Here is a 24,717-nt window from a genome sequence, read left to right as displayed (position 1 = left end):
GCCTTTCAAGCTCATATAAAGCCGCGCATCTGTTTGTAATATTTCTCACTTATAATTTGAGCTCAACGTTAAAATCCATTTTGACTATTCTTAACGCCTTAATGACAATGTAACTTTGTACTTAGTGGAATATAGCAACCTATGCAGCCGAATCATGCCCAAGACAAAGCAATAGTCGCTCAATCCGCGATTCATGTTTATTTCCTTATCACACCAGAAGTTCACCTGTTGGATCTGGCCGGGCCTATTCAGGCATTTCATGAAGCACAGCTTATCCATAGTGGTTTTGTTGTCCATTTTGTCGGTTTTGATTCTGAGGTAACGAGCCGGCAGGGCATGGGAATCAGCGGGCTAAAATTACCGCCCGCGGAGTTGCCGCCACATTCAATCGTTATCGCCTGCGCCAGCCGCTACCATGTTGATATCTATAGCGACCCCGCCAGCCAGAAAAGCATTACGTGGTTGAAAAATGTCCCGCGTAAAGACACGACTCTAGCCAGCCTATGCACAGGCGCTTTTTTGTTAGGCAAGGCCGGCTGGTTGGACGGCAGGGAATGCACTACTCATCACACCCTGACTGCTCAGCTTCAACGGGATTTTCCGAAAGCGAATGTGGTGTCGGACAGAATCCATGTAAAATCCGGAATGGTATGCACGAGCGCCGGGGTTACTGCCGGTATCGATCTTTGTCTGGACATAATTGAAGACAAGGCTGGCGCCTATTGTTCGATTGCGGTTGCCAGAGAGTTGGTGGTTTGCCGACGCAGAATGGCCAATGATCCCCAAATATCCAGCCACCTGAGTTTCAGAAATCATATCAGTCCATTTGTTCATTCCGTCCAGGATTATATTGCTTGTCATTTCAATGAAAAACTGTCGCTCGCCCGGCTGTCTTCGCAGTTCCGGGTATCTCAACGCCATCTGCAGCGTTTGTTCAAAACATATACCGGCATGACAGTGCGGGATTACATAGCAGAGCTGCGGCTTGAAGAAGCCAGACATATTATTAACAGAGGCGAAACGATTGAAAGAGCCGCGCATCAAGCTGGTTTCAATGCCGCGTCATCGCTTCGTTCCGCCTGGAAAAGAAAATATTACAGCCTGCCCAGCCAGACTTTGACTAGATAATCAGTCTCGTCTATTTGGAGCATCCAATTCATAAGTATCCGCCGAGCCGAGTTGTTCGAGCATAAACCCTATTGCGGATTCTACAGCTTGCTCGGTGGCTTCCTTGTTGTATCGAATGGGAACGTCCCCACCCTTTCCTTGATAAGCATATGGATCAAAGAACAGACTGTCCGGCCTGTTAAGATCAAAGGCATGGGTAGCGCCCTCCAATTCCAGAACCTGAACCTGTTTCCTGTCTTCGTCAAACAGACTAGATGCCAGGGCCGTGCAATCGTCTGGGGCATCATACACATCCTCCTTGCCTGAAATAATCAGCACCTGCCGGCTATCCTGAATTTGGTTGAAAGTGTATCCCGGCACTTTGTTATAAACCCAACAGACAGGGTAATTTGCCACCAAGCCATGCAGTACATTTGACTGTGGCGTGTCTTCTCCCGCCATTAACATGGCAACTACCCCTCCCCAGGAAAATCCAATCAATCCTAGTTGGTCCTTCTGAATGTCGATGCGGGACTGCAGGTATTGTATGGCCCCGTATATGTCAGGCAGTGTCTCGCGTACATGAGCGGGACGAGACAAGCCTCCGTCCAGTCCTCGAGCAGCCCACATATCTAATTCCAAAGTAGCAATACCTGCTTGATTCAAGTGCAAGGAATAGAGTTCCCCTCTCTCGTCCACACCGCCTGAGCCATGTACAACAATGACAGCAGGCACCGGTCCTTCCATACCGGTAGGAATTGCAAAACGGGCGCTAATTGTAAGGGGTATGGCTTCACTATCATCGGGATCAAATGAAGGGAATGCAACGTAATTATGCTTAATGCGTGGCGCGTCATTGCCGGTTGCAAACGCTGTAAATTTACTATCATCAGAATCAGATGAATGGATTTTGACGCGATTGTGCTTAATGCGGGGAGTGTGAGCTATAGAATCAGCGCTTATTATCGGTGAAAAGAAAAATGCCAAGGTGCTTAGAATAAATAAATACTTATGCTTCATTTGATCAACTCTTTATTCAATTATCAGTAGCCCTCAGCAGATATTAAGCAGATTCCAATAAAAACGGTTTAGATTCAATATAAGTCAAAGGCCTGCATGCAATGGCTAATGCCTGTTTGATATCCGCTATAATGTCGTCAGGCTCCTCAAGACCTACACATAGCCGAACGAGATTATCGGTAATGCCATTGTTTATTTTTTCTTCTCTACTGTATTTGCCGTGAGTGGTAGATGCAGGATGCGTAATCATCGATTTTGCATCCCCTATATTGGTACAACGTGAAACAAGAGCCAGCGCATTAATAAATGCCCAAGCCTCCTCCTTTTTTCCTCGAAGAGTGAAACTTATGATTGGAGTATGACCCGATTGCTGGCTCCTGATCACATCTGCACTCGCATGGCGCTCATCCATTGTTGAATACACTTCTTCTACTTCGGGCTGTAATATCAACCATTCGTAAATTTTTCTTGTGTTGCACTCATGCAGCATCATTCTGGCTTTTAGTGTGTCCAGACCTTTGCTGAAAATCCAGGCGTTAAACGGGCTCAAGCAAGTGCCGGAGCTTCGCAGGTATTGTTTTAAGGGAGAAATCAATTTCTTACTACCGGCAATTGCACCTCCGACGCATCTTCCCTGTCCATCGATGAATTTGCCTGTGGAATGCAGCACCAGGTCAGCCCCATGCCTGAGGGGTTTCTGGAATGTGGGACTCATTAATGTATTGTCCACAATCAAAAGTGCGCCAAATTGTCTGGCTATTTGGCCTAAAGCAGATAAATCGGCGACTTTCATCATCGGATTTGTTGGTGATTCGACAACCATTAACTTGGTATTGTCTTGCATGGCATTTTTCCATGCGTTCATGTCATCAACACAGACGGATGTTGCAGTAATGCCAAACTGTCCAAAATATTGGCGAAATAAATGACTGGTCGTGCTGAAAATTCCACTTGCCAGAACAACATGATCGCCCTGCTTTAAAAATGTAATGGCAATAGCTAAATAAGCAGACATGCCTGATGACATCGCAACACAGGACTCTGCCTCTTCCATAATAGCCAGTTTTTGTTCAAAACTTTCAACGGTTGGGTTGGTAAAACGACTGTAGACATTGCCAATCTGCTCACCGCTGAATCGAGCACTGGCTTCTTCAGCAGAACTGAAGTCATAACCCGATGTTATTGCAATGGCTTCCGAGTGGCTATCGGACATCATTGGAAGAGGGGCATGAATACTTAGGGTTGTTGTTTCCATTTTGTGCATCCTTTTAACTTAAAAATATTAATTGCAATTCAAACTCGTAATTTAAAAATTGCTATTGTTAATACCATTTTATATTCCTACTTCTATTCTGAGTTGCCTGTATGTTTTTTGGTGATTTTTTCCTCGACGGAAGTTGTAATTTTGGAACATTATTCGACGAATAACAGTTACTGTACTGAGTATCTTTGTAGAAATCCGGGGACGGTGAATTCTGGGTTACGCTTATTGAGCCGATATACGCTGTAAACCGCTCTATGCCATGGATGGAGCAACTTCCTTCTTCTCAAACCTATTCAATATCAGGCCTACAAATACAGATAACATACAGAATCCCATGACAGATAATGTGACGAGGTCATAACTTTGCGTGAATTCATAGGTCATGCCGCCAAGCCAAGCCGTGAGAAACACCATTAATTGGTGGACGGTAAACAGGAAACCGAACATTTTCCCTTTAATTTCCGCGCCGTAGCAGCGCAGGCACATTACGGAAGTAATGATTACTGTGCCCATATAAGTCAAACCAAAAACAGTTGCAAAAGCTAAATAATGCCATGTGTCGCTTGCAGAATGCAGAATCAGCATTGAAAAGGTACGAAGCGTGTAAAGTATAGCCAAAAGCATAGCGGGTGCCGAAAAACGCAATAGCCATCCTACAACAAACGCGCCAATTAACTCAGCGGCACCTAGAATGCTCAAAGTTGAAGCGACCAAGACCGCACCTGTGGGCTCACCGGATAATCTTTCTTGCATCATAGGCACCAAGTGGACATCTATATAAGCCATTGACGCGCCGCAACCGGCAAAAGATATAGCCAGCAGTATGAAAATAGGACGCCGAAGCTGGCTTAATACATTATTATTAGGAATTCTGGCTCCAGGTTGAGGAGACGCATTATTAGGGAATAGTCTGGATAACCACATGACGCCGGGGACAACTACCAACAGAAACGCAATAGCAATACATAAGCTGATCTGCTGCCACGGCACAAAGGTATTTAACCAAACCCACAATGGAGACAACACCATAAACCCTATTGACGTTCCGTTAGTGATGGCTGCATACGCCATGCCTTTTTGATCATCCTGGAATATTTTGTCAATCAATAAGCCAAGAGGGACAAATGTCATAGCGGCTAATGCATAAGCCGCTAATACGCCAAATAAAAACATGAAGCCCCAGAAGTTCACTGTAATACTTAACGCTAAATACGCCAATACTGTTGAAAACGCGCCGGTCAGGATTGTTTTCGCGGGGCCATATCGATCACAGACCCAGCCTACAAATGGTGAAACCACCCCCAGTACAAGCCCGAAAACAGCGCCTGTCAATGCAAAGGTATCCCTCCCTTGACCGAATAGTTTTACCAGGTCAAGGAAGTAAACTTGATAACTGCCCTTAATAGAAGAGGCCAGAAAAGTGACAAAAAAGCCAATGACTACGGCCACTATCCGATGTTTTCGAGATATGTTCATTTTATGCTTCCGCTAATTGAGCTTGACCCAAGCCAAGGTGATCATAAACGCCCTGATACATGCCATAAAATAATTTACATGTCGTATTAATAGCTTCTAAGGACTCCTGCTGCATCTTTTCCGTTGTACACAGGTCAGCAAGCAAGTCCATTCCCTGACGAACATGACCGACATCCTCTTTCTGATGCACGGAGAAAAACAATAAGTCTTCTTCTTTCAAATTGTATACTTTGCCAAAAAGAGTATGGCGCGCTTCCCCGGCAACGGTCTCCAGGTTTTGCCCTTCACTGGCTACCAGTACCGCTGCCGCGCCAATATGGTAACGTTCTTTATCCAGGCAGGCGCTCATTCGATAACTGATGAGTTCCTGAGTCGGTTTCAATGCAGTCGCACGGTCGCGCTCTTCATCCGAAATGCCGATAGCACGTATGAAATCCTCCATCAAAACAACATGATTCTTTGTCTTGGAAAGATTGCCCGTTTCTTCTTCGTACATATTGTGAAGTAAATGCTTCTTGTGCTTTTCCAAGGGACAGTGGAAGAACAGGTTTTCGATGTAAGCCAAAAAGTGTTTGGTTAACTGATAACCTTGCAATGTAGTGAATTTAAGCAACTCTTTATCAGGTTTATTTTCATCCAGAAGATATTTGAATAAAGGGTGCCCAACGGTTAAATGTCCGTTCAATTCGTCTGTCATGGCTGTCTTGAACTCTTTCTTGTCCATCATGGTAAAAAATCCTCACTAAATATATAACTTAAATCGCTGCAAAAGATCGTACGCCGATTGCTTCATAAAATGCCCCTCATAGCTGATGCCTTGATAACGGCTATAATCCGGCAGTACGCCATAGGTTTCAAAACCACACATCACCCATGTTTTATGGGCGCGGGTATTTGCTCTAACGTCAAGAGTAATCAGCTCAACCCCATTTTCTATGCAAACTTGCGCAATGTAAGCAAGGCTCCTCTTCAGAATCTTGCCCCTGTGTTCAGGGTGAATGAATCCTTTTTGTAAATCACAAATGTGCTGAGTCGTTTGTTGATGGCTTCTTTTAAGCATGCAGCAAAAAACAAGCTGGTCTGATGTTCTTCCCAGAACCAATTGCAGTGTGCCCAAGGCGATTTCATGTTCCAGGCTGTCCGCATATCTACTGACATTGCTCCCGGTAAAGCGATCATCAAAGCCCAGTACTGCTTCATCTTGTGCGCTCATGGCCAGCAGCAGCATCAAATTGGCACGATGCGCTCGATAAGTATCGCAACAATCAATCAGAAAAAATTCGACATTTCGTTCCATCCGCTCATTCTCCTTAATACTTTAAGGAAATGATAAGAGAGAGATAAAGCAACAAAAAGCCCAAAAAATGACATTTTTTGGCTTTAAAAACGACATTAGGCGAATGGACTATATAGGGTTGTCCGACAGACAAATCTGAATAATATTCGTTTTTATACGGTTTGCAGCGGACGGGGGCAATAGTTCAGCCGGTTTTGCACAAGCCGAATTTCAGGAAATGTGCTTGTGAATTCACATTGGCAGCGGTTGCATACCTTGGCAACGCCGGCTCAAGCTGTTGCCAAGCTCATAGACCAGCACCAGCCAACTTAGCATCTCATAACCATCCATCAAGCGGTTATCCGGCGTTGCATGGGGCATACAGTACCGCTTGGTTATAGCATTCATCGTCCGCCTTGCTGATGAGACATATGAATGAGGAAACACGCTGAACTGCACGGACGATATAAATATCTTTTCGACTGACCTAGGCTATCACCCCATTTTCAAACCGACATAAAAACCCGCAGCGCCACTGACGCCCTTGCTGGTAATGTTAGATAAGCGATTGATCAGGAAATTGCCGGACTGCTGTGCGACTTCGGTTGCCGCGCTTGCCGCACCCTGCAATTGGGCTTCACTGACGCTGACAATGCCGTAGTATTCGGACACGAACAGCAGCACCACCGCCCCACCGCCCATGAACAACGCTACCTTCAGCATTTTTTTGGCGAAATAGCCGACCGCCAGGCCGATGATGAAAGGAGCCCCCACATTAGGGATCATAAAAGCCGAAGAAAAAATATCGGTGGAGGATGCGCTGTTGATTGCTTGGTCACTGCTCATAATTTGTGTTTCTCTACTGTTATGGCTGATTCCAGCCAGACTGGAAAAAAGCCGACATTTTAATCATTTTCTAGCTGGACGCCAGTTCATTAAAAGCGGCCTGTCAAATATTCCCAGTCATAAGCAGCCCCACTTATTGATTTTGACCCGCTGGCAGGAAAAAATAGCAATTCACTGATTCAAAAGAATTTACTATGCACTATCCCATCAAAGTAGCTGGCGCCAAACCTGCCGGCATCATCGAAGTATTCTCGCCTTATGACGGCAAACGCGTAGGTTCCATTGAAACCATTGATGAGACAGGGTCCGAGCAGGCATTAAAAAACATGCATGAGCTGTTCCGCGACCGCAAAAACCGGTTGCCGGCCCATGAACGCATCGCCATTCTGGAGCGTACGATCGCGCTCATGCAGGAACGCACTGAGCAATTCGTGGCCACGGCCGTAGCTGAAGGCGGCAAGCCTTATAAGGATACTCAAGTCGAGCTGGCGAGAGCGCTCGACAGCCTCAGGATCTGTATTGATTGCATCCGCACAGAGCGCGGCACGGAAATTCCGATGCAATTAAATCCGGCCTCCATGCACCGGCTGGCTTTTACGCACAGGGAGCCTATCGGCCCTGTAGTGGCGATCAGCGCATTCAATCATCCAATCAATTTGATCGTCCATCAGGTTGGGCCCGCCATCGCAGCAGGCTGCCCTGCCGTTATCAAGCCGGCGCGCGACACGCCGCTATCGGCTTTTGCGCTGGTAGATACCTTGCGCGAAGCCGGTCTACCCGATCTCTGGTGTCAGCCCGTTGTAGAAAATGACATCAAAGTCGCCGAACAATTGGCGACCGATCCGCGTGTCGCCTTTTTAAGTTTTATCGGCAGCGCCCGTGTCGGCTGGATGCTGCGCTCAAAACTGCCGCCCGGCACGCGCTGCGCGCTGGAACATGGCGGCGTGGCCCCGGTCATTGTAGCCGAAGACGCCGATCTTGAACGCGTGCTGCCATTGCTGGCCAAAGGCGGCTTTTATCATGCCGGACAAGTTTGCGTGTCGGTACAGCGCATTTATGCGCATGAATCGATAGCTCGAAAAGTAGCAAGCGGGCTGGCGGTCTTGGCCGACAAGATGATAGTCGGCGACCCGGCCGATCCGGACACGGATTGCGGTCCGCTGATCCGGCACAGCGAGGTTGACCGCATTGAAGCCTGGGCGAATGAAGCCATTGCCGAGAATGCTGAACTGATCGCGGGAGGCAAGCGGCTTTCAGACTCGCTGTACAGGCCGACGGTGTTATTGAATGCGTCGCCGGACAGCAAGATCAGCCGGCAGGAAGTCTTCGGGCCGATCGTGTGCGTTTATGAATACAGCCGCCTGGATGACGCTATCGAACAGGCCAATGCCCTGCCTTATGCCTTCCAGGCTTCAGTGATTACGCAAAACATCGATACCGCCCTGTACGCTTACAAGCATCTGGCGGCATCGACCGTTCTGATTAACGATCACACGGCTTTCCGCGTGGACTGGATGCCGTTTGCGGGCCTGCGTGAATCAGGCCTTGGAACCGGCGGCATTCCTTATACGTTCCGCGATATGCAGATCGAGAAAATGGCTGTCTTCCATTCGCCGGCCTTATAAGCGGCTATACCTGGATATCCGCCAGATTTCCTTTCGTCTCCAGCCATATCTTTCTGTCCTGCGCGCGTTTTTTCGCCAGCAATAGATCCAGCTGGGCATTGGTATCGTCTTCTTCCTGTACCGTCAATTGCACGAGCCGGCGCGTGTCAGGGTTCATGGTCGTTTCGCGCAATTGGCTCGGATTCATTTCGCCCAGTCCTTTAAAGCGCTGGACGTTGATCGTCCCCTTGAGCTTTTCGGCCTTGATGCGGTCCAGTACGCCCTGCCGTTCGGACTCGTCCAGGGCATAGAACACCTTCTTGCCGATATCGATGCGATATAAAGGCGGCATGGCCACAAACACGTGCCCTGCCTTCACCAGCGCCGGAAAATGCTGGTAAAACAACGCGCAGATCAGGGTGGCGATGTGGTTGCCGTCGGAATCGGCATCGGCCAGAATACACACCTTGCCGTAGCGCAGGTTTTGCAGATCGTTGGAACCGGGTTCGATGCCCAAAGCCACGGCGATATCATGGACTTCCTGCGAGGCCATGACCTGATTCGAATCCACTTCCCAGGTATTGAGGATCTTGCCGCGCAGCGGCATGATCGCCTGAAAATCGCGCTCGCGGGCCTGCTTGGCCGAACCGCCGGCCGAATCGCCCTCGACCAGAAACAATTCGGTTCTGGCAATGTCCTGCGCCGAACAGTCGGCCAGTTTGCCCGGCAAGGCGGGGCCGGCCGTGATTTTCTTGCGGACTATTTTTTTATTCGAGCGCAGCCTTTTCTGGGCGCTGGAAATAATGATTTCGGCAATTTTTTCGCCTTCGGCCGGATGCTGATTCAGCCACAGGCTGAAGCTGTCCTTGGCTACGCCGGACACGAACGCCACGCATTCTCGGGAGCTGAGCCGTTCCTTGGTCTGGCCTGAAAACTGCGGATCTTCCAGCTTGACCGAAAGCACGAAATGGCAGTTTTCCCAAACATCCTCGGGCGCCACCTTGACGCCGCGCGGCAGGATGTTTCTAAAGTCGCAGAACTCGCGCATCGCTTCAGTCAGGCCGGCGCGCAACCCATTGACATGCGTGCCGCCCTGCGCCGTCGGCACCAGATTGACGTAGCTTTCGGCCAGCATTTCGCCAGGATTTTCGATTGCCCAGACGACGCCCCATTCGACGGCTTCATGGCTGGCGGACATATTGCCCATGAACGGCTGCTGCGGGTAAAACTCGATATCGCCGACGCGGTCCAGCAGATATTCCTGCAAGCCGTTCTGGTAGCACCAGACAATCTCTTCTTCCGGTTGCTCGACCTTCAGCGTTATTTTCAGGCCCGGGCACAGCACCGCTTTGGCGCGCAGCACGTGTTTCAACCGGGTAACGGAGACCTTGCTGGAGTCGAAATACTTTTCATTCGGCCAGAACTTCACCGAAGTGCCCGTATTGTTACGGCCAACCGTGCCGACTTCGGTCAGTTCGGTTTGCTTGTCGCCATTGGCGAATTCCATGCGATAGACTTTGCCATTGCGCTTGACCTCAATTTCCAGTTTCTCCGACAAGGCGTTGACGACCGAAACACCGACGCCATGCAAGCCGCCGGAAAACTGATAGTTTTTATTGGAAAATTTGCCGCCCGCATGCAACTGGGTCAGGATCACCTCGACGCCGGGTATGCCTTGCTCGGGATGGATATCGACCGGCATGCCGCGGCCGTTGTCGGTAACCAAAACAGCGCCGTCCTTGTACAAAACGACATCGATGCTGTCGGCATGCCCTGCTATCGCTTCGTCAACACTATTATCAACGACTTCCTGCACCAGATGATTGGGCCGGGTGGTATCGGTATACATACCGGGGCGCTTGCGCACCGGCTCCAGTCCGCTTAAGACCTCTATGGCCGCCGCGTTATATTCATTACTCATACTTCGTAATCACTCACATCCGAGTTTAATGCCATTGTTAACCGTACATCGTACCATTAACATGAATATTTCACCACGAAGTACACAGAGAACACGAAGACTCTGAAATTCAAATGGTTGCAGATATTTTCTGAAAAATTCATGAGTTTATAAAAAATATCAAGACCATGATTTTTCCATGGATTCTATGATTTCAAGAAATATCCGGGGCAGCCTTGAACCGATAAAGGCAAACTCACCACAAACAAAGCCCCTGCTCGCTTTCTGCCAACACTATCTTTCCAACGTAGGTTTTTAACAAGGACGAGGCGCATTCTTCCTGCTCACTTGCCCGCCAATTTCATATATAATGCCCGGCTTAATTTGTACACCGTATCGTTAAAATATTTTTATCCCTATGCCGAAAAAGAAAAGCTCGACTTTATTCGAAGACTCGCTTGCGGAGCTTGAGCAGCTGGTTACGCAGCTGGAACAAGGCGAGATTTCGCTGGAAGAATCGCTAAAGTCATTTGAACGCGGGGTCAATCTCACCCGTACCTGTCAAAAAGCCTTGCAGGAGGCGGAGCAAAAAGTTCAGATCTTACTGGAAAAAAACGGCACTCAAACCCTGGAGCCCTTTACTGATGAGTAATGCATTAAAAGAATACCTTAGCTTTTGCCAAAACCGTGTAGAGAGGGCTCTGGAAGCGCGTCTTCCCAGCGAAAACATACTGCCGAAGAAGCTGCATGAAGCTATGCGCTATTGCGCGCTGGACGGCGGCAAGCGCATGCGCCCGATGCTGGCGTATTGTACCGGCAAAACACTGGGCATTGCCCCGGAAGTGCTCGACGGACCGGCCTGCGCGGTCGAATTCATTCATGTCTATTCGTTAATCCATGACGACCTGCCGGCCATGGACGATGATGAACTCAGACGCGGCAAGCCTACCTGCCACGTCGCCTTTGACGAAGCGACCGCCATTCTGGCCGGCGACGCCTTGCAGGCTTTGGCATTTGAAATACTCGCGCACGACCCTACCATGACTGTCGATGCCGAAAGCCGCCTCAAAATGATCACGATGCTGGCAAAAGCCAGCGGTTCCCAAGGCATGGTCGGCGGCCAAGCTATAGACCTTGAATCCGTGGGCACCAAGCTGAACCTGCCGGAGCTGGAAAACATGCATATCCATAAAACCGGCGCTTTGATCCGTGCCAGCGTCAATATGGCGACCCTGGCGAAGCCCGATATCGATCATACTGTAGCGGCCAAGCTTGACCATTACGCCAAATGCATCGGCTTGTCTTTCCAGGTCAAGGACGACATTCTGGACGAAGAAAGCGATACGGCTACCTTAGGCAAAACCCAGGGCAAGGACAGGGACAACGACAAACCCACTTATCCTGCCTTGCTGGGCTTGTCCGGCGCCAAACAGAAAGCGCAGGAACTGCATGAACAGGCCATTGACAGCCTGAGCATTTTCGGCAAAGAAGCCGACTTACTGCGTGACTTGTCGCTTTATATCATCCAGCGGGATCATTAATTACCGATTTGATTACTCAGGAATTAATCTGCATAATCCCGCAATTGCCTGAAAGAAATGCCGATTAAAGGAAGTTGATTTATACATGTACAAACCCGGTAATTATCCTATCCTGGATACGATCCATTATCCTGCCGATGTCCGAAGGCTCAGCAAAGACCAACTGCCGGCCTTGGCCCGGGAGCTGCGCGAGTACCTGACCCACACGGTCAGCATCTCCGGCGGCCACTTCGCGGCCGGGCTCGGCACGGTCGAGCTGACCATCGCCCTGCACTACGTGTTCGACACGCCGGCCGACCAGCTGGTCTGGGACGTCGGCCATCAGGCCTATCCGCACAAGATCCTGACCGGCCGCAAGGAGGCCATGCCCACCATCCGCACCAAAGGCGGCGTCTCGGCTTTCCCCAGCCGCGCCGAGAGCGAGTATGACGCCTTCGGCGTCGGCCACTCCAGCACCTCGATCAGCGCGGCCCTGGGCATGGCCATCGCTTCGAACCTGAAAGGCGAGGACAAACAGATGGTGGCGATCATCGGCGACGGCAGCATTACCGGCGGCATGGCGTTCGAAGCCATGAACCATGCCGGCGCCCTGGACGCCAACCTGCTGGTGATCCTGAACGACAACGAGATGTCGATCTCGCCGCCGGTCGGGGCCATGAACAACTACCTGACCAAGATCCTGTCCAGCCGGCTGTATGCCTCCGTGCGCGAGGAAAGCAAGAAGGTGCTGAGCAGGATGCCCAGCGTCTGGGAGCTGGCGCGCAAGACCGAGGAGCACATGAAGGGCATGATCGTGCCCGGCACCTTGTTCGAGGAACTGGGCTTCAATTACATCGGACCCATCGACGGCCACGACCTGGACATGCTGGTCTCGACCCTGGAGAACCTCAAGCACACCACAGGGCCGCGCTTCTTGCACATCGTCACCAAAAAAGGCAAGGGCTACGCCCCGGCCGAGAAGGACCCGCTGGCCTATCACGGCGTGCCGGCCTTCGATCCTTCGAAAGACTGCCTGCCGCAATCGGCGCCGTCGCCCTACCCGAGCTATACCGAAGTCTTCGGCCAGTGGCTGTGCGACATGGCCGGCCAGGACGAGCGCCTGCTGGGCATCACGCCGGCCATGCGCGAGGGCTCGGGGCTGGTCAAGTTTTCCGAGTGCTTCCCGCAGCGCTATTTCGACGTCGCCATCGCCGAGCAGCATGCCGTGACGCTGGCCGCGGGCCAGGCCTGCCAGGGCGCCAAGCCGGTGGTGGCGATCTACTCGACCTTCCTGCAGCGCGCCTACGACCAGCTGATCCACGACGTCGCCCTGCAGAACCTGGACGTGCTGTTCGCGCTGGACCGCGCCGGCCTGGTCGGCCCGGACGGCCCGACCCATGCCGGCAGCTTCGATCACAGCTTCCTGCGCTGCATCCCCAATATGCTGATCATGGCCCCGGCCGACGAGAACGAATGCCGGCAGATGCTGACCACGGGCTATCAGTACGAAGGGCCGGCGGCCGTGCGCTATCCGCGCGGCAAGGGCCCGGGCGTCACGGTGCAGCCCGGCCTGACTGCGTTGCCGATCGGCCAGGGCGAAGTCCGCCACCAGGGCAGCCGCATCGCGATCCTGGCCTGGGGCAGTCTGGTGGCGCCGGCGCTGGCGGCCGGCAAGCACCTGGGCGCGACCGTCGTCAACATGCGCTTCGTCAAGCCGATCGATACGGATTTGATTCTGGAGCTGGCCAAGAGCCATGACGTGTTCGTGACCGCCGAGGAGAACGTGCTGGCCGGCGGCGCCGGCAGCGCCGTCAATGACTTCCTGCAGGCGCAGAAGATCCTGATGCCGGTGCTCAATATCGGCCTGCCCGACCAGTTCGTCGAGCAGGGCACGCGCGAAGAACTGCTGGCCCTGTGCGGCCTCGATGTGCAAGGGCTCATCCACCGCATCGAGACGTTCTGCGCTTAATCCGCAAGAGCGGCTCGCAGGCCGCTCAGATTTCAATTTTTTAATGACAACAAAAAAATGGAAAGACTTAAAAACAAAATCCGCGACATTCCCGATTTCCCTAAGCCCGGCATCATTTTCAAGGATATTACGCCATTGGTAAAAGACCCGGCTTCATTACGCCTGGCTGTTCACCAATTGCTGCAGCCATTCTTGGGCAGAGATATCACAGCCGTTGCCGGCATGGAAGCGCGAGGCTTTATTTTTGGCTCGCTCGTTGCGTGGGAACTGGATCTTCCGTTTGTACCCTTAAGAAAGCCTGGCAAGTTACCCTATGACGTACAAAGTGTGTCTTACGACCTGGAATATGGTTCAGCCACACTGGAAGCCCATATTGATGCGTTTGATGCGAGTGACCGCGTATTACTGATCGATGACCTATTGGCTACGGGCGGAACCGCAAAAGCCAGTTGCGAACTGGTTGAAAAGATGGGAGCAAAGGTTGAAGCCTGTGCTTTTGTGATCGAACTGGACTTTCTGGAAGGCCGGGAGAAACTCGGCAATTACGAAGTCCATTCATTATTGCATTTTTAGAGCTACATCCTTGTAGCTTCTTTAACTGCTTATTTTTTAGCTTTCAATTTATCCAGTTTAGTGCTCGCCTCTTCAAATGACTTGGCTGTCGCGTCAAATGATTGGGCGGTGCTGCTGAATGAATTAGATACCTGTTCAAACTCTTTATTATCGGCGCTTAATTTCAAAGTAAAGCCTTCTGGATTGGCTGTGTCACCTGCAGCCCCCTTCTCGGCAACTGCAGCCTGACCGGAAGCCGCATTTCCGCCTTCTTCAAGCGCCGCCTCTTCATCGATATCCAGTAAATCGTCCGATGCATCGACTTTACCGTCGGCAGCCAAACTTTTACGCCACTGCAAGAAAGACTCGCGAGTAAACACATAAGGATCCAGCGCCGCTTCGTCAATAAATTTCAATGCGCCCTCGGCATTTGCCCGCGAATTGAGCATTGAAACCAACTGTACAGGCGCGCCTACATAAGTTACTGGATTTGCTGCCGTGTCAAATATCGCCCCAGGAATTCCGCGCGCCGTAGAAGGCCCTAAGAATGGCAGTACCAGATAAGAACCTTGAGGCACGCCCCAGACAGCCAAAGTCTGCTCGAAGTCTTCCTCATTCTGCTCCAGACCGACTTCCTTGGCGACATCAAATAATCCAGCCAGACCAACTGTAGTGTTAATCATAAACCGCCCGGAATCCTGAGCGCTTTGCTGGAATTTAGCCTGTAAAACATCATTCAGAACAATATTGATGTTTTTCAGGTTATTGAAAAAATTGAATACGCCTGTTTGCACAAACTGCGGCGTTACGAATTTATACGCGTCTGAAATAGGTTTAGCGACATAATCATCAACGCCATCATTAAAAGCATACATTTTTCTATTGAAGCCTTCATACGGATCGACCGGATTCGCTTCAACTTGCTGCTCAACACCTCCTGTGCTTGCGCAACCGCTCAGAGTGACAGTTGCTCCGATAAGCATGCCTGACAAAATTTGTTTGATTTTACCGTATCGGTAGCCGTTGGTGGGGTTGTTCATTAACATAAAACCTACTGTTTCGAATAATTATCAATTTTTTCGTTGATCTTAGCTATTAAGGCATCAAATCCTTCACGCTGCAAAATAGCAGTGTATTCCGATCTTTTTAACGCCAGGTCACTGACACCATTAGCTATGATGTTAATAATACGCCAGCTAGGGCCTTTCTCCTTCAGCATATAATCGAACTTCACATCTTTTTCACCAGGAACTACCAGATGAGAATGAACAACTACCCCGCCTCTTGCAGTTTCTTCTTCCGAATCAAATACAAATGATTCGCCTGAATAATCTTTAAAGTTATGAGCATAAGAAGCGATGCTCAGACGACTGAATACCTCTACAAGCTTTTGCTGCTGATCTTCGGTTAATTTTTCCCATTCTTTACCAACAACAATACGAGCGATTTTTGTCAGGTCATGACTGTTGGAAACCGGATCCTTAAGTTTCTCATATCTGCCGGAATAACCTAACTGCTTGCCGTTCTTCATTACGCCAATCAGTTCAGCCTGAAATTTTTCTACGACTTGCCTCGCTGTAGCCGCTTCTTCCTGGGCATAAGCAGTCGTCGCAAGGAAATACCACGCCAGGACCAATGCAAACTTTATACTTCTTAAAACCATAATCAAAAACCTCGTAATTATAAAGCATATTTATATCTTTTGATAAACGCGTCCTTTCCATCTTGAACGCTCCCCTTTCCAATAACGTATCGCAGAAGTCCAGGTCATCAATAAATAAAGACTGGCTATCAACGGTAAAGCCAATCCCCAAGCCGGATTAAATTCATAAAATCGAAGGACCGGACTGTATATGAGTGCCATCAACAAAATGGCCAGAATACTTAATAGGGCTGCTCCGCCTTGAAAATAAAACAGGCCGAATGAAGGCAGACAGTACATTATCAGCATGCTAACCGTGCAAATCAGCAATAATGTAACCGAGTAATAGAGCTGCGTATAGGCCGTACGCGCTACCATATCCCAAATATCGTGCAATGTTCCGTAGGGGCGCTGACTCAGTACGCCATGCGTCAAGCCCATCCAGGTTTTGTATCCGGCAGATTTTACTGTTTTTGCCAATGTGCAATCATCGATAAGCGCGTCTTTAATCGAAGCCATGCCGCCGATCTGGCGCAATACATCCGTTTCTACAAAAATACATCCGCCTGCTGCCGTGGCGAACTTGCTATCAGGCCTGTTAGCCAAAGCGAACGGATAAATCATTTTAAAAAAGAAAACAAATGCGGGCATCAGCAGTTTTTCCCAAAACGAGTCAAACCGTAGTATCGCCATCAGAGACACAAAGTTAACATTTTCCAGTGAATGCTTATCCTTGAGGCTTTTGATCATGCCGGGACGCAATGCTATATCGGCATCGAGCAATAAAGTATAAGGCGTTTGCACTTGTTTGAGCCCTTGCTCCTGCGCCCATAATTTGCCTGTCCAACCGACAGGCAGTGGATCGGACCGGACAACCTTCAAAGCTTGCAGATTGGACTGATGAATGATGGACAAGGTTCTATCAGTGGACTCATCATCAACAACTATGACATTTAACCCCTGCCCTTGATGCTCCAGATCTGCCAAGGTCCTGCCAATAACCTCTTCTTCATTACGGGCAGGAATTACGACGGTAACATCACTGAGATCCGTCTGCTCATAGCCAGACGGATCCGCTTCCAACACTTCTTTAACGCTCCAGGGACGCCATGGCAGCAGCAGAACAATCAACCACACTGCTGCCGCTGCAGCGGACAAATAAAAACCAGCATCAACCATTACAATCTATTCGACCATTTCTACTCTGACTGGAATACCGGCAATTGTTGGCGCAGGCTTCTCATGCACATAATCCGGCTCAGGTTCAGGCACCATGATGCCTTCGGTTCTTGGCCCGCGAATTGATGTGAGCATCGCTTTTATCGGATGCTTGAACACGTCCTCAACGGCAGTGGCCTCATAGCCACAATGTGCCATGCAGCCGGCGCATTTAGGATTTTTTACACTGCCGTACTTATCCCATGGCGTGGTATCAAGCAATTCCTGAAAAGTTGCGGCGCTGCCTTCGTCAGCCAATAAGTAACAGGGCTTTTGCCAACCGAACACGTTGCGCGTCGGATTGCCCCACGGCGTGCAGTTGTAGCTTTGATTACCGGCCAGAAAATCCAGATACAGCGTGGAATGATTCAATTTCCATTTACGTTTTTTGCCGATTTTAAAAATACCGCGGAATAATTCCTTGACGTCCCGGCCTTTAATGAAAACGTCCTGTTGTGGAGCCCGTTCATAGCTGAAGCCCGGCGCTATGGTAACGCCTTCCACACCCAGTTCCATTGCGTAATCAAGAAACTCGGCCACCTCTTCAGACGTTTCGCCCTGGAACAAAGTGCAGTTTATTGTGACTCTGAAACCTTTCTCCAAAGCCAGCTTTATAGCTTCAACAGCTTGATCGAAAACACCTTGCTGACATACCGAGGCGTCATGGCGATCGCGCATGCCATCGAGATGAATAGAGAAAGTGAGATAAGGCGAAGGCTTGTAATCATTGATCTTCTTTTTCAGCAATAGAGCATTTGTACACAAGTAGACAAACTTCTTGCGTGCAATGATTCCCTCAACAATTTGCGGCATCTCTTTATGGATCAGAGGTTCGCCGCCTGGGATCGATACCATTGGCGCGCCGCATTCATCCACTGCCTGCAGACACTCTTCAACAGAAAGGCGCTTGTTCAGGATTTCGTCAGGATAATCAATTTTACCGCAGCCCGCACAGGCTAAATTGCAGCGAAACAAAGGTTCCAGCATAAGAACCAAAGGATATCGCTTAACTCCTTTCAACTTTTGCTTGATTAGATAACTGCCTACAGTCAACTGTTGACGTAAAGGAACTCCCACGTGCAAACCCTCCAAAAAAATTCAATAAACTGACGACAGCCTTAGTTACAACAACTGCCTTGAAAGTATTCTTAATTACAAAAAACAAGCGTTGCAATAAAACAACAAAAAAACAATATTCCCTGAAATACAACCTTTCATATAATACAAACGCTTATCTATTGTTGAGTAGAATACTATCTTTTACTGGCCGACTCCAGTTTTTGCGATAAATTATGCATTCATGTCTCAATCCGACATGTCGTCTAGCTGATTTGCGCACACACAACAAACAGACTTAAACTGCTGTTTTTACTCTCATTAGACATCTCAACAATTCTGTCTGCCTGCCATATTAGCAACAAAACAACATTACTTTGCAAAATACCAACAAACAGTCTATTATTGCTGTCAGTACTACAACTCTTTATTAAATTCCTGTAAGTCGACATAAAAAAATTATGAACGGAACTCAAATTTCCTTGGAAAACCCAAAGTCACTCAGCAAATTATCTGATGATGAATTTCAGGCCTTATTGCTTGAAGGTGTATCCAGAACATTTGCGCTGACCATTCCCCAACTACCGGAGAAGCTATATAGCGCTGTAGCGAATGCTTATTTGCTATGCCGCATAGTCGACACTATTGAAGACGAAACCTCTTTATCGCCTGAGCAAAAAAAGTATTTTTGCTCGGAATTTATTAACGTCGTCAAAACCGGCGTCAATTCTGAACCTTTTGCCGTAGAACTGGCCCCACTGCTCTCAAAGCAGACCATTCCTGCTGAACACACGCTTATCCATGTATTGCCGCGCGTCATAGAAATCACGCACAAATTCGAACCGGATCAGATTGAAGCGCTGGCTTGCTGCGTTGAAACCATGGCTGAAGGCATGCCGATCTATCAGGCCATGGACTTGCGGGGCGGTTTGGCCACGATGGCCGACATGGATAAATATTGCTATTACGTTGCCGGTTGCGTAGGCGAGATGCTGGCCAAACTTTTTTGCCACTATTCACCGGAGATCGCCCACCATCGCGAGCGACTCCTGACTTTGTCGGTTTCTTTCGGCCAGGGACTACAAATGACCAACATTCTGAAAGATATCTGGGATGACGCTCAACGCGGCGTATGCTGGCTGCCTCAGGATATTTTTACAGAAACCGGTTTTGATCTTAAAAACCTGACGCCTGAAACCAATGATGAAAAATTCAGAAAAGGATTGGAGCACCTGATCAGCATTGCCCATGGCCATCTGCATAACGCCTTGATTTATACCCAGCTAATTCCTGCACACGAAACCGGCATTCGTAACTTCTGCCTGTGGGCGCTCGGCATGGCCGTACTGACATTGCGAAAAATCAAACAAAATCTAGACTTTAACAAATCCAGCCAGGTCAAAATTTCACGCAACAGTGTCAAGGCTACTATTTTTGCCACTAAATTAGCCGGCCACAGCAATACCATGCTATCCCTGCTTTTCAATTTAGCCGGCCGCGGACTCAAAACGCCCGACTGGACCTATAAAACATTATCCTCAAAATCCATGTCAGATCTTTAAGGACATTCCCCATGTTTACTGAAGCAATTACAGCGATAAATATCAGCACCGCACCGAGTTCATCGACTGCTATTAATTCTCATGCATTGGATCTCAATAAAGCCATAAGCAAAGCCCAAGAAAAACTATTAAGTCTGCAGGACAAAGAAGGCTTTTGGGTATTCGAACTGGAAGCGGACTGCACGATTCCGGCCGAATACATCATGATGATGCATTATCTGGGCGAGATCGACGAACCTCTTCAGGCCAAGATAGCCAATTATCTCAGATCCCGTCAGTCCAAGGATGGCAGCTATCCCTTATTCATGGGCGGCGTCGGTGATATCAGCTGCAGCGTTAAAGTCTATTACGCCTTGAAAATGGCCGGCGACTCTATCGATGCTCCGCACATGGTCAAGCTGAGAAATTACATACTGAGCCAGGGCGGCGCTGCCAAAGCCAATGTTTTCACCCGTATCGCTCTGGCGACCTTTGAGCAGATCCCCTGGCGCGGCGTGCCTTATATTCCGGTTGAAATCATGCTGTTTCCTAAATGGTTTCCCTTCCACCTGGATAAGGTTTCATACTGGTCAAGAACCGTAATGGTGCCGCTATTTGTTCTTTGCACCTTAAAAGCGACTGCCAACAACCCGAAGAAAGTCGATATCCTGGAGCTTTTCGTTACGCATCCTGATAAAGAACAGCATTATTTTCCGGAAAGAACACCTTTAAATAAGTTTTTTCTGGCACTGGATAAACTGGGCCGTAAAACGCGTCCTTTAATCCCCCAAAAAACGCAGGCACTTGCGATCGAAAAAGCCAAGGAGTGGTTCATAGAACGCCTGAACGGCGAAGACGGCCTCGGCGCTATTTTCCCTGCTATGGTCAACGCTTATGAAGCCATGTTATTGCTGGGCATGCCTAAGGATCATGAACTGGTGGTAACTGCGCGTAAAGCCATAGACAAGTTACTGGTCATCAACGAGCATGATGCTTATTGCCAACCTTGCGTATCGCCGATTTGGGATACCGGACTTGCCGCTCTCGCCCTGCTGGAAGCTGACAAAGCCGGCAACAAAGAAAGCCTGACGCGGGCTTTTGACTGGCTGAAAAGCAAACAACTTTCCGACGAACCGGGCGACTGGCGTATTTCCAGACCCAACCTGAAGGGCGGCGGCTGGGCGTTTCAATTCGCAAATCCGCATTATCCCGATGTGGATGATACCGCAGTCGTGGCATTCGGCATGGCCGAATCAAATCTGCCGGACCTGGATGAACCCGTGCTCCGCGCTACCGATTGGATAGTTGGCATGCAATCCAGGAACGGCGGTTACGGCGCGTTCGATGTCGACAATACCTATTATTATCTGAATGAAATTCCTTTTGCCGATCACGGCGCCCTGTTAGATCCGCCAACCGCCGATGTCAGTGCACGCTGCGCCATGCTGATGGGACGCGTAGCCAAGGATCACGCCGAATATCTGCCAGCCCTGGAACGGACCCTCAACTATTTGCGCAGCGAACAGGAAGCAGACGGCTCATGGTTCGGGCGCTGGGGCACCAACTACATCTATGGTACCTGGTCAGTGCTGCTGGGATTGGAGCAAACCAACCTGCCCAAGAACGACCCCATGTATACCAAAGCTGCAAAATGGCTAAAAAGTGTGCAACGCGAAGACGGCGGCTGGGGCGAAGACAACCACAGCTATCACGACACCAGCCATAGTGGCAAATACCGTTTCAGCACGGCCTTCCAGACCGCCTGGGCACTTCTGGCCCTAATGGCGGCCGGCGAAACCCATAGCCCTGAAGTAAAAGCCGGCATCGACTTCCTGCTGCGCAGCCAACAGGCTGACGGCGTCTGGAATGACAAATGCTTCACGGCCCCTGGCTTTCCAAGGGTTTTCTATTTGAAATACCACGGTTACGACAAGTTCTTCCCATTATGGGCGCTTGCCAGATACCGCAACGAGCTTAGCAGACAGTGATTATCGGAATCGTTGTTGCTTTACCGGAAGAACTCGGCACTCTGACATCAAAAAATATTGATAAAGGGCGTTGTGTTTTTATATCCGATAAAGTACTCGTTGCTTATTCAGGCGCCGGCCCTGTCAATGCGCAAACGGCAGCCGAACTGCTGGTTTCCAGAGGCGCCACCCGGCTGATCAGCTGGGGCTGCGCCGCAGCCCTCGACGCTTCGTTGAAGCCTGGAGACCTTACCTTAGCTGACTCGTTGATAGATGCGGATCAAGTTCGGATAGATATAACCTCGGGCTGGCATAGCCACGCCAGAAATATCCTGTCAGCGCATGTGGCTGTTCATACCGGCTGCCTGGCTGAAAGCCATCAAATTGTTTCGTCCGGCAAGGACAAAAAACAGCTGCATGCCAAAACCGGCGCCATTGTATTGGACATGGAAAGCGTCGCGGTCGCCAAAATCGCCAGACAACACACACTGCCGTTTCTGGCAATCCGCGCAATTGTCGACCCGGTGAACATGAGCCTTCCCAGAGCCATCAATCGTTCGCTTAATGATCAGGGCGATGTGGTTTTAAGCAAGTTATTGATATTTCTCGCGTTGCATCCGATTGAACTGCCCGGATTAATCAAGCTGGGGCTGCATTTCAATGCTGCCAAGAATAAATTAAAGTTGGTTGCCCAACAGCTTGATATAATTAACAGCTTTGGCCAATCCAGCATAATTGCGCAAAGTCTTCATGAATAACGCAAACCATTTAAATATCCTATCCATCACTTTTGCCTTTTTGCATCGGCTCGGTTATGGGGGATTACGTTGCTTACAGCTGCCTCAGCTTATATTCCGCCATTCTGGCAGGTTTGGCAGCTGCGAGACGGCAGTTATCGTCCAACGTTGTCACGTTCACGCTCATTTGCTCTTGAATACGCCTGCCCGCTTTTAGCGCCTGCACGAACACAAGCAGCAAAAGAATTTATTTTTTTGAGGTACTTAATGTCTTTCAGCATCGCCGAACTTTTTTCCCAACACAGCACCGATAAATTTGAACTGCACGAGCAGCACCTGAACAATCAAATGGTCAGGGTTTTAAAAACTATCGGCTATGATCGTCATTACAAAAAGGCCGTCGGTCAATATCTCTATGACCAGGATGGCACCGAATATCTGGACCTGCTGAGCGGTTTTGGCGTGTTTGCGATCGGCCGGAATCATCCTACCGTCGTCAAAGCATTGAATGAATCCCTGACGCTGGAATTGCCGAACCTGGTGCAGCTCGACGTTTCGGTGCTCAGCGGCCTGCTGGCCAAGGAAATACTTAAAACCACGCCCGAGAACCTGACCAAAATGTTTTTCTGCAATTCAGGTACTGAATCGGTCGAAGCAGCGATTAAATTCGCCCGCTACGTCACCAAGCGCGAAAAAATCGTTTATTGCGAGCATGGTTATCATGGCTTGACCATGGGATCGCTATCATTAAACGGCGAAGAAATTTTCCGTGAAGGTTTTGGCCCGCTGTTGCCCGGCTGCAGCGCCATACCGTTCAATGATCTCGAAGCGCTGGAAAAAGCGTTAAGCAACAAAGACGTGGCGGCGTTTATCGTTGAACCGATCCAAGGCAAAGGCGTTAACGTTCCTGATGACAATTACCTGCCCGAAGTCGAACGCTTATGTAAAAAATACGGCACGCTATTCGTCGCTGACGAAGTTCAGACAGGATTAGGCCGGACCGGAAAATTCTGGGCGATCGACCACTGGAACGTTAAGCCCGACATGATCTGTATGGCAAAGGCGCTGTCAGGCGGCTTCATCCCGGTGGGCGCAGTCGCGATGACAGCAAAAATCATGGATACCGTTTTTAACCGCATGGACAGAGCGGTCGTGCACGGCTCGACGTTCTCCAAGAACAATGCGGCGATGGCAGCAGGCCTTGCCACTCTGCATGTCATGGAAGCAGAAAACCTGGTCGAAAACAGCGACAAAGTCGGCACCGACATCATCAACAGCCTGAACGCCATGTCAGAAAAGTATGAATTCCTGAAGGAAGCGCGCGGCAAAGGCATGATGATCGCGATCGAGTTCAACTCCCCCAAAAGCCTGACGCTGAAAGCGGCCTGGGCAATGCTGGAAGCGGCCAATAAGGGCCTGTTCTGCCAGATGATCACGATTCCGCTGTTTAAAGAACACCATATTCTAAGCCAAGTCGCCGGACACGGCATGAACGTGGTCAAGCTGTTGCCGCCGTTAACCTTAACGCAAAAAGACCGTGATCATATCGTCACGGCTTTTGACAAGGTCATTGCCGACACGCACCAGATACCCGGATCGATCTGGGATTTAGGCAAGAATCTGGCCAGCCACGCAATGAAAAATAAAAAAGGGTAATAACTAATGAAACGTTTATTCCAACTAAGTCTGTTAACGCTGTGTTTATTGCAGATAGAAGCAGTTTCCGCTCACGCCGTGGTAACGGATTATTCATTAAAAATTGCCCCTATTCGCGCTAATCAGGCAGAAAAGGTCGAATTGACGTTCAACTCCCAGGTTGAACTGGGGTTGTCCCAAATCTTCCTCGTGCGTAAAGGCGATCAACATGAATTATTAAAGGCGACAAAAGGCCAGAAGAACGGCCTTATCATCGTGGAAGTCCCGCCATTAGCGCCCGGTGACTATGCCATCAGATTCAAAGTCTTCGCGGCCGACGGCCATTTAACGGAAGACGTTATTCACTTTGCTGTCTCTCAATAGGTT

The 24,717-nt window shown here is 49.5% G+C and carries 22 protein-coding genes; 11 read left to right on the top strand and 11 right to left on the bottom strand.

Annotation, left to right across the window (positions count from 1 at the left end; all coding sequences use genetic code 11):
• Positions 1-141: 141 nt before the first annotated feature.
• Positions 142-1,128, top strand: a complete 987-nt coding sequence (locus ACTNE6_RS07925; protein ID WP_442499252.1) for a GlxA family transcriptional regulator — start codon at positions 142-144, stop codon at positions 1,126-1,128.
• Here the strand turns inward: ACTNE6_RS07925 and ACTNE6_RS07920 are convergent, their stop codons facing one another.
• The 6 genes from ACTNE6_RS07920 to ACTNE6_RS07895 all read right to left on the bottom strand — a co-directional run bounded on the left by ACTNE6_RS07920 (position 1,129) and on the right by ACTNE6_RS07895 (position 6,989).
• Complete coding sequence (locus ACTNE6_RS07920; protein WP_442499251.1) at positions 1,129-2,127, bottom strand: dienelactone hydrolase family protein; 999 nt, start codon at positions 2,125-2,127, stop codon at positions 1,129-1,131. It abuts the gene before it with no gap.
• A gap of 43 nt (positions 2,128-2,170) precedes the next feature.
• Positions 2,171-3,382 (bottom strand): aminotransferase class I/II-fold pyridoxal phosphate-dependent enzyme, encoded by a 1,212-nt coding sequence (locus ACTNE6_RS07915; protein ID WP_442499250.1) that lies wholly within the window; start codon positions 3,380-3,382, stop codon positions 2,171-2,173.
• Positions 3,383-3,643: 261 nt separating this feature from the next.
• On the bottom strand, positions 3,644-4,867 hold the full coding sequence (locus tag ACTNE6_RS07910; RefSeq protein WP_442499249.1) for an MFS transporter: 1,224 nt from the start codon (positions 4,865-4,867) through the stop codon (positions 3,644-3,646).
• Position 4,868: 1 nt separating this feature from the next.
• Positions 4,869-5,594, bottom strand: coding sequence for a TenA family transcriptional regulator (locus tag ACTNE6_RS07905; RefSeq protein ID WP_442499248.1), 726 nt, complete (start codon positions 5,592-5,594; stop codon positions 4,869-4,871).
• A gap of 15 nt (positions 5,595-5,609) precedes the next feature.
• On the bottom strand, positions 5,610-6,164 hold the full coding sequence (locus tag ACTNE6_RS07900) for a GNAT family N-acetyltransferase (RefSeq protein WP_194972015.1): 555 nt from the start codon (positions 6,162-6,164) through the stop codon (positions 5,610-5,612).
• Between the two features lie 474 nt (positions 6,165-6,638).
• On the bottom strand, positions 6,639-6,989 hold the full coding sequence (locus ACTNE6_RS07895) for an FUN14 domain-containing protein (RefSeq protein ID WP_194972016.1): 351 nt from the start codon (positions 6,987-6,989) through the stop codon (positions 6,639-6,641).
• A 194-nt stretch (positions 6,990-7,183) separates the two neighbouring features.
• Between ACTNE6_RS07895 and ACTNE6_RS07890 the strand changes: the two genes are divergently transcribed.
• Positions 7,184-8,614, top strand: coding sequence for an aldehyde dehydrogenase family protein (locus ACTNE6_RS07890; protein WP_442499247.1), 1,431 nt, complete (start codon positions 7,184-7,186; stop codon positions 8,612-8,614).
• A 4-nt stretch (positions 8,615-8,618) separates the two neighbouring features.
• Here ACTNE6_RS07890 and parE read toward each other — a convergent pair whose 3' ends face one another.
• Positions 8,619-10,514, bottom strand: coding sequence for a DNA topoisomerase IV subunit B (parE, locus tag ACTNE6_RS07885; RefSeq protein ID WP_442499246.1), 1,896 nt, complete (start codon positions 10,512-10,514; stop codon positions 8,619-8,621).
• A gap of 397 nt (positions 10,515-10,911) precedes the next feature.
• On the opposite strand from parE, the gene ACTNE6_RS07880 reads away from it, so the two are divergent.
• From ACTNE6_RS07880 to ACTNE6_RS07865, 4 genes are all read left to right on the top strand, one after another.
• Entirely contained in the window at positions 10,912-11,145 is a 234-nt protein-coding gene (locus tag ACTNE6_RS07880) for an exodeoxyribonuclease VII small subunit (RefSeq protein ID WP_194972019.1), read from the top strand.
• Positions 11,138-12,034: a (2E,6E)-farnesyl diphosphate synthase gene (gene ispA / locus ACTNE6_RS07875; RefSeq protein WP_442499245.1), complete on the top strand. Its 897-nt coding sequence runs from the start codon at positions 11,138-11,140 to the stop codon at positions 12,032-12,034. The genes ACTNE6_RS07880 and ispA overlap by 8 nt, the downstream gene beginning before the upstream one ends.
• 85 nt (positions 12,035-12,119) lie before the next feature.
• Positions 12,120-13,982: a 1-deoxy-D-xylulose-5-phosphate synthase gene (dxs, locus tag ACTNE6_RS07870; protein WP_442499244.1), complete on the top strand. Its 1,863-nt coding sequence runs from the start codon at positions 12,120-12,122 to the stop codon at positions 13,980-13,982.
• A 57-nt stretch (positions 13,983-14,039) separates the two neighbouring features.
• Positions 14,040-14,555 (top strand): adenine phosphoribosyltransferase, encoded by a 516-nt coding sequence (locus tag ACTNE6_RS07865; RefSeq protein WP_434485086.1) that lies wholly within the window; start codon positions 14,040-14,042, stop codon positions 14,553-14,555.
• A 29-nt stretch (positions 14,556-14,584) separates the two neighbouring features.
• Here ACTNE6_RS07865 and ACTNE6_RS07860 read toward each other — a convergent pair whose 3' ends face one another.
• From ACTNE6_RS07860 to hpnH, 4 genes are read right to left on the bottom strand one after another with little or no spacing between them, the layout of a single operon-like run.
• Positions 14,585-15,574 carry an MlaA family lipoprotein gene (locus tag ACTNE6_RS07860; protein WP_194971981.1) on the bottom strand — a complete coding sequence of 330 codons (990 nt, stop codon included), beginning with the start codon at positions 15,572-15,574 and terminating at the stop codon, positions 14,585-14,587.
• An 11-nt stretch (positions 15,575-15,585) separates the two neighbouring features.
• Positions 15,586-16,197: an ABC transporter substrate-binding protein gene (locus ACTNE6_RS07855; protein ID WP_194971982.1), complete on the bottom strand. Its 612-nt coding sequence runs from the start codon at positions 16,195-16,197 to the stop codon at positions 15,586-15,588.
• A 30-nt stretch (positions 16,198-16,227) separates the two neighbouring features.
• Positions 16,228-17,355 (bottom strand): glycosyltransferase, encoded by a 1,128-nt coding sequence (locus ACTNE6_RS07850; protein WP_442499243.1) that lies wholly within the window; start codon positions 17,353-17,355, stop codon positions 16,228-16,230.
• Between the two features lie 6 nt (positions 17,356-17,361).
• Positions 17,362-18,471 carry an adenosyl-hopene transferase HpnH gene (hpnH, locus tag ACTNE6_RS07845; protein WP_194971984.1) on the bottom strand — a complete coding sequence of 370 codons (1,110 nt, stop codon included), beginning with the start codon at positions 18,469-18,471 and terminating at the stop codon, positions 17,362-17,364.
• Positions 18,472-18,911: 440 nt separating this feature from the next.
• Here hpnH and ACTNE6_RS07840 point away from each other — a divergent pair, with 440 nt between their 5' ends.
• The 5 genes from ACTNE6_RS07840 (at position 18,912) to ACTNE6_RS07820 (ending at position 24,714) form a co-directional block, all read left to right on the top strand.
• Positions 18,912-20,012, top strand: a complete 1,101-nt coding sequence (locus tag ACTNE6_RS07840) for a phytoene/squalene synthase family protein (protein WP_442499242.1) — start codon at positions 18,912-18,914, stop codon at positions 20,010-20,012.
• Between the two features lie 11 nt (positions 20,013-20,023).
• Complete coding sequence (gene shc, locus ACTNE6_RS07835) at positions 20,024-21,979, top strand: squalene--hopene cyclase (protein WP_442499241.1); 1,956 nt, start codon at positions 20,024-20,026, stop codon at positions 21,977-21,979.
• A complete protein-coding gene (locus ACTNE6_RS07830; RefSeq protein WP_442499240.1) occupies positions 21,976-22,716 on the top strand; it encodes a phosphorylase family protein in 741 nt (246 codons plus the stop codon). The genes shc and ACTNE6_RS07830 overlap by 4 nt, the downstream gene beginning before the upstream one ends.
• 246 nt (positions 22,717-22,962) lie before the next feature.
• A complete protein-coding gene (locus ACTNE6_RS07825; protein ID WP_442499239.1) occupies positions 22,963-24,351 on the top strand; it encodes an aspartate aminotransferase family protein in 1,389 nt (462 codons plus the stop codon).
• Between the two features lie 6 nt (positions 24,352-24,357).
• Positions 24,358-24,714, top strand: coding sequence for a copper resistance CopC family protein (locus tag ACTNE6_RS07820; RefSeq protein ID WP_331814685.1), 357 nt, complete (start codon positions 24,358-24,360; stop codon positions 24,712-24,714).
• Positions 24,715-24,717: the final 3 nt, after the last annotated feature.

The sequence above is a fragment of the Methylobacter sp. sgz302048 genome, assembly GCF_052162025.1.
In the GTDB taxonomy this organism is placed as follows: domain Bacteria; phylum Pseudomonadota; class Gammaproteobacteria; order Methylococcales; family Methylomonadaceae; genus Methylobacter.
The sequence above is the reverse complement of the archived record's forward strand: the minus strand, read 5'-3'. Positions and strand labels throughout refer to the sequence as shown.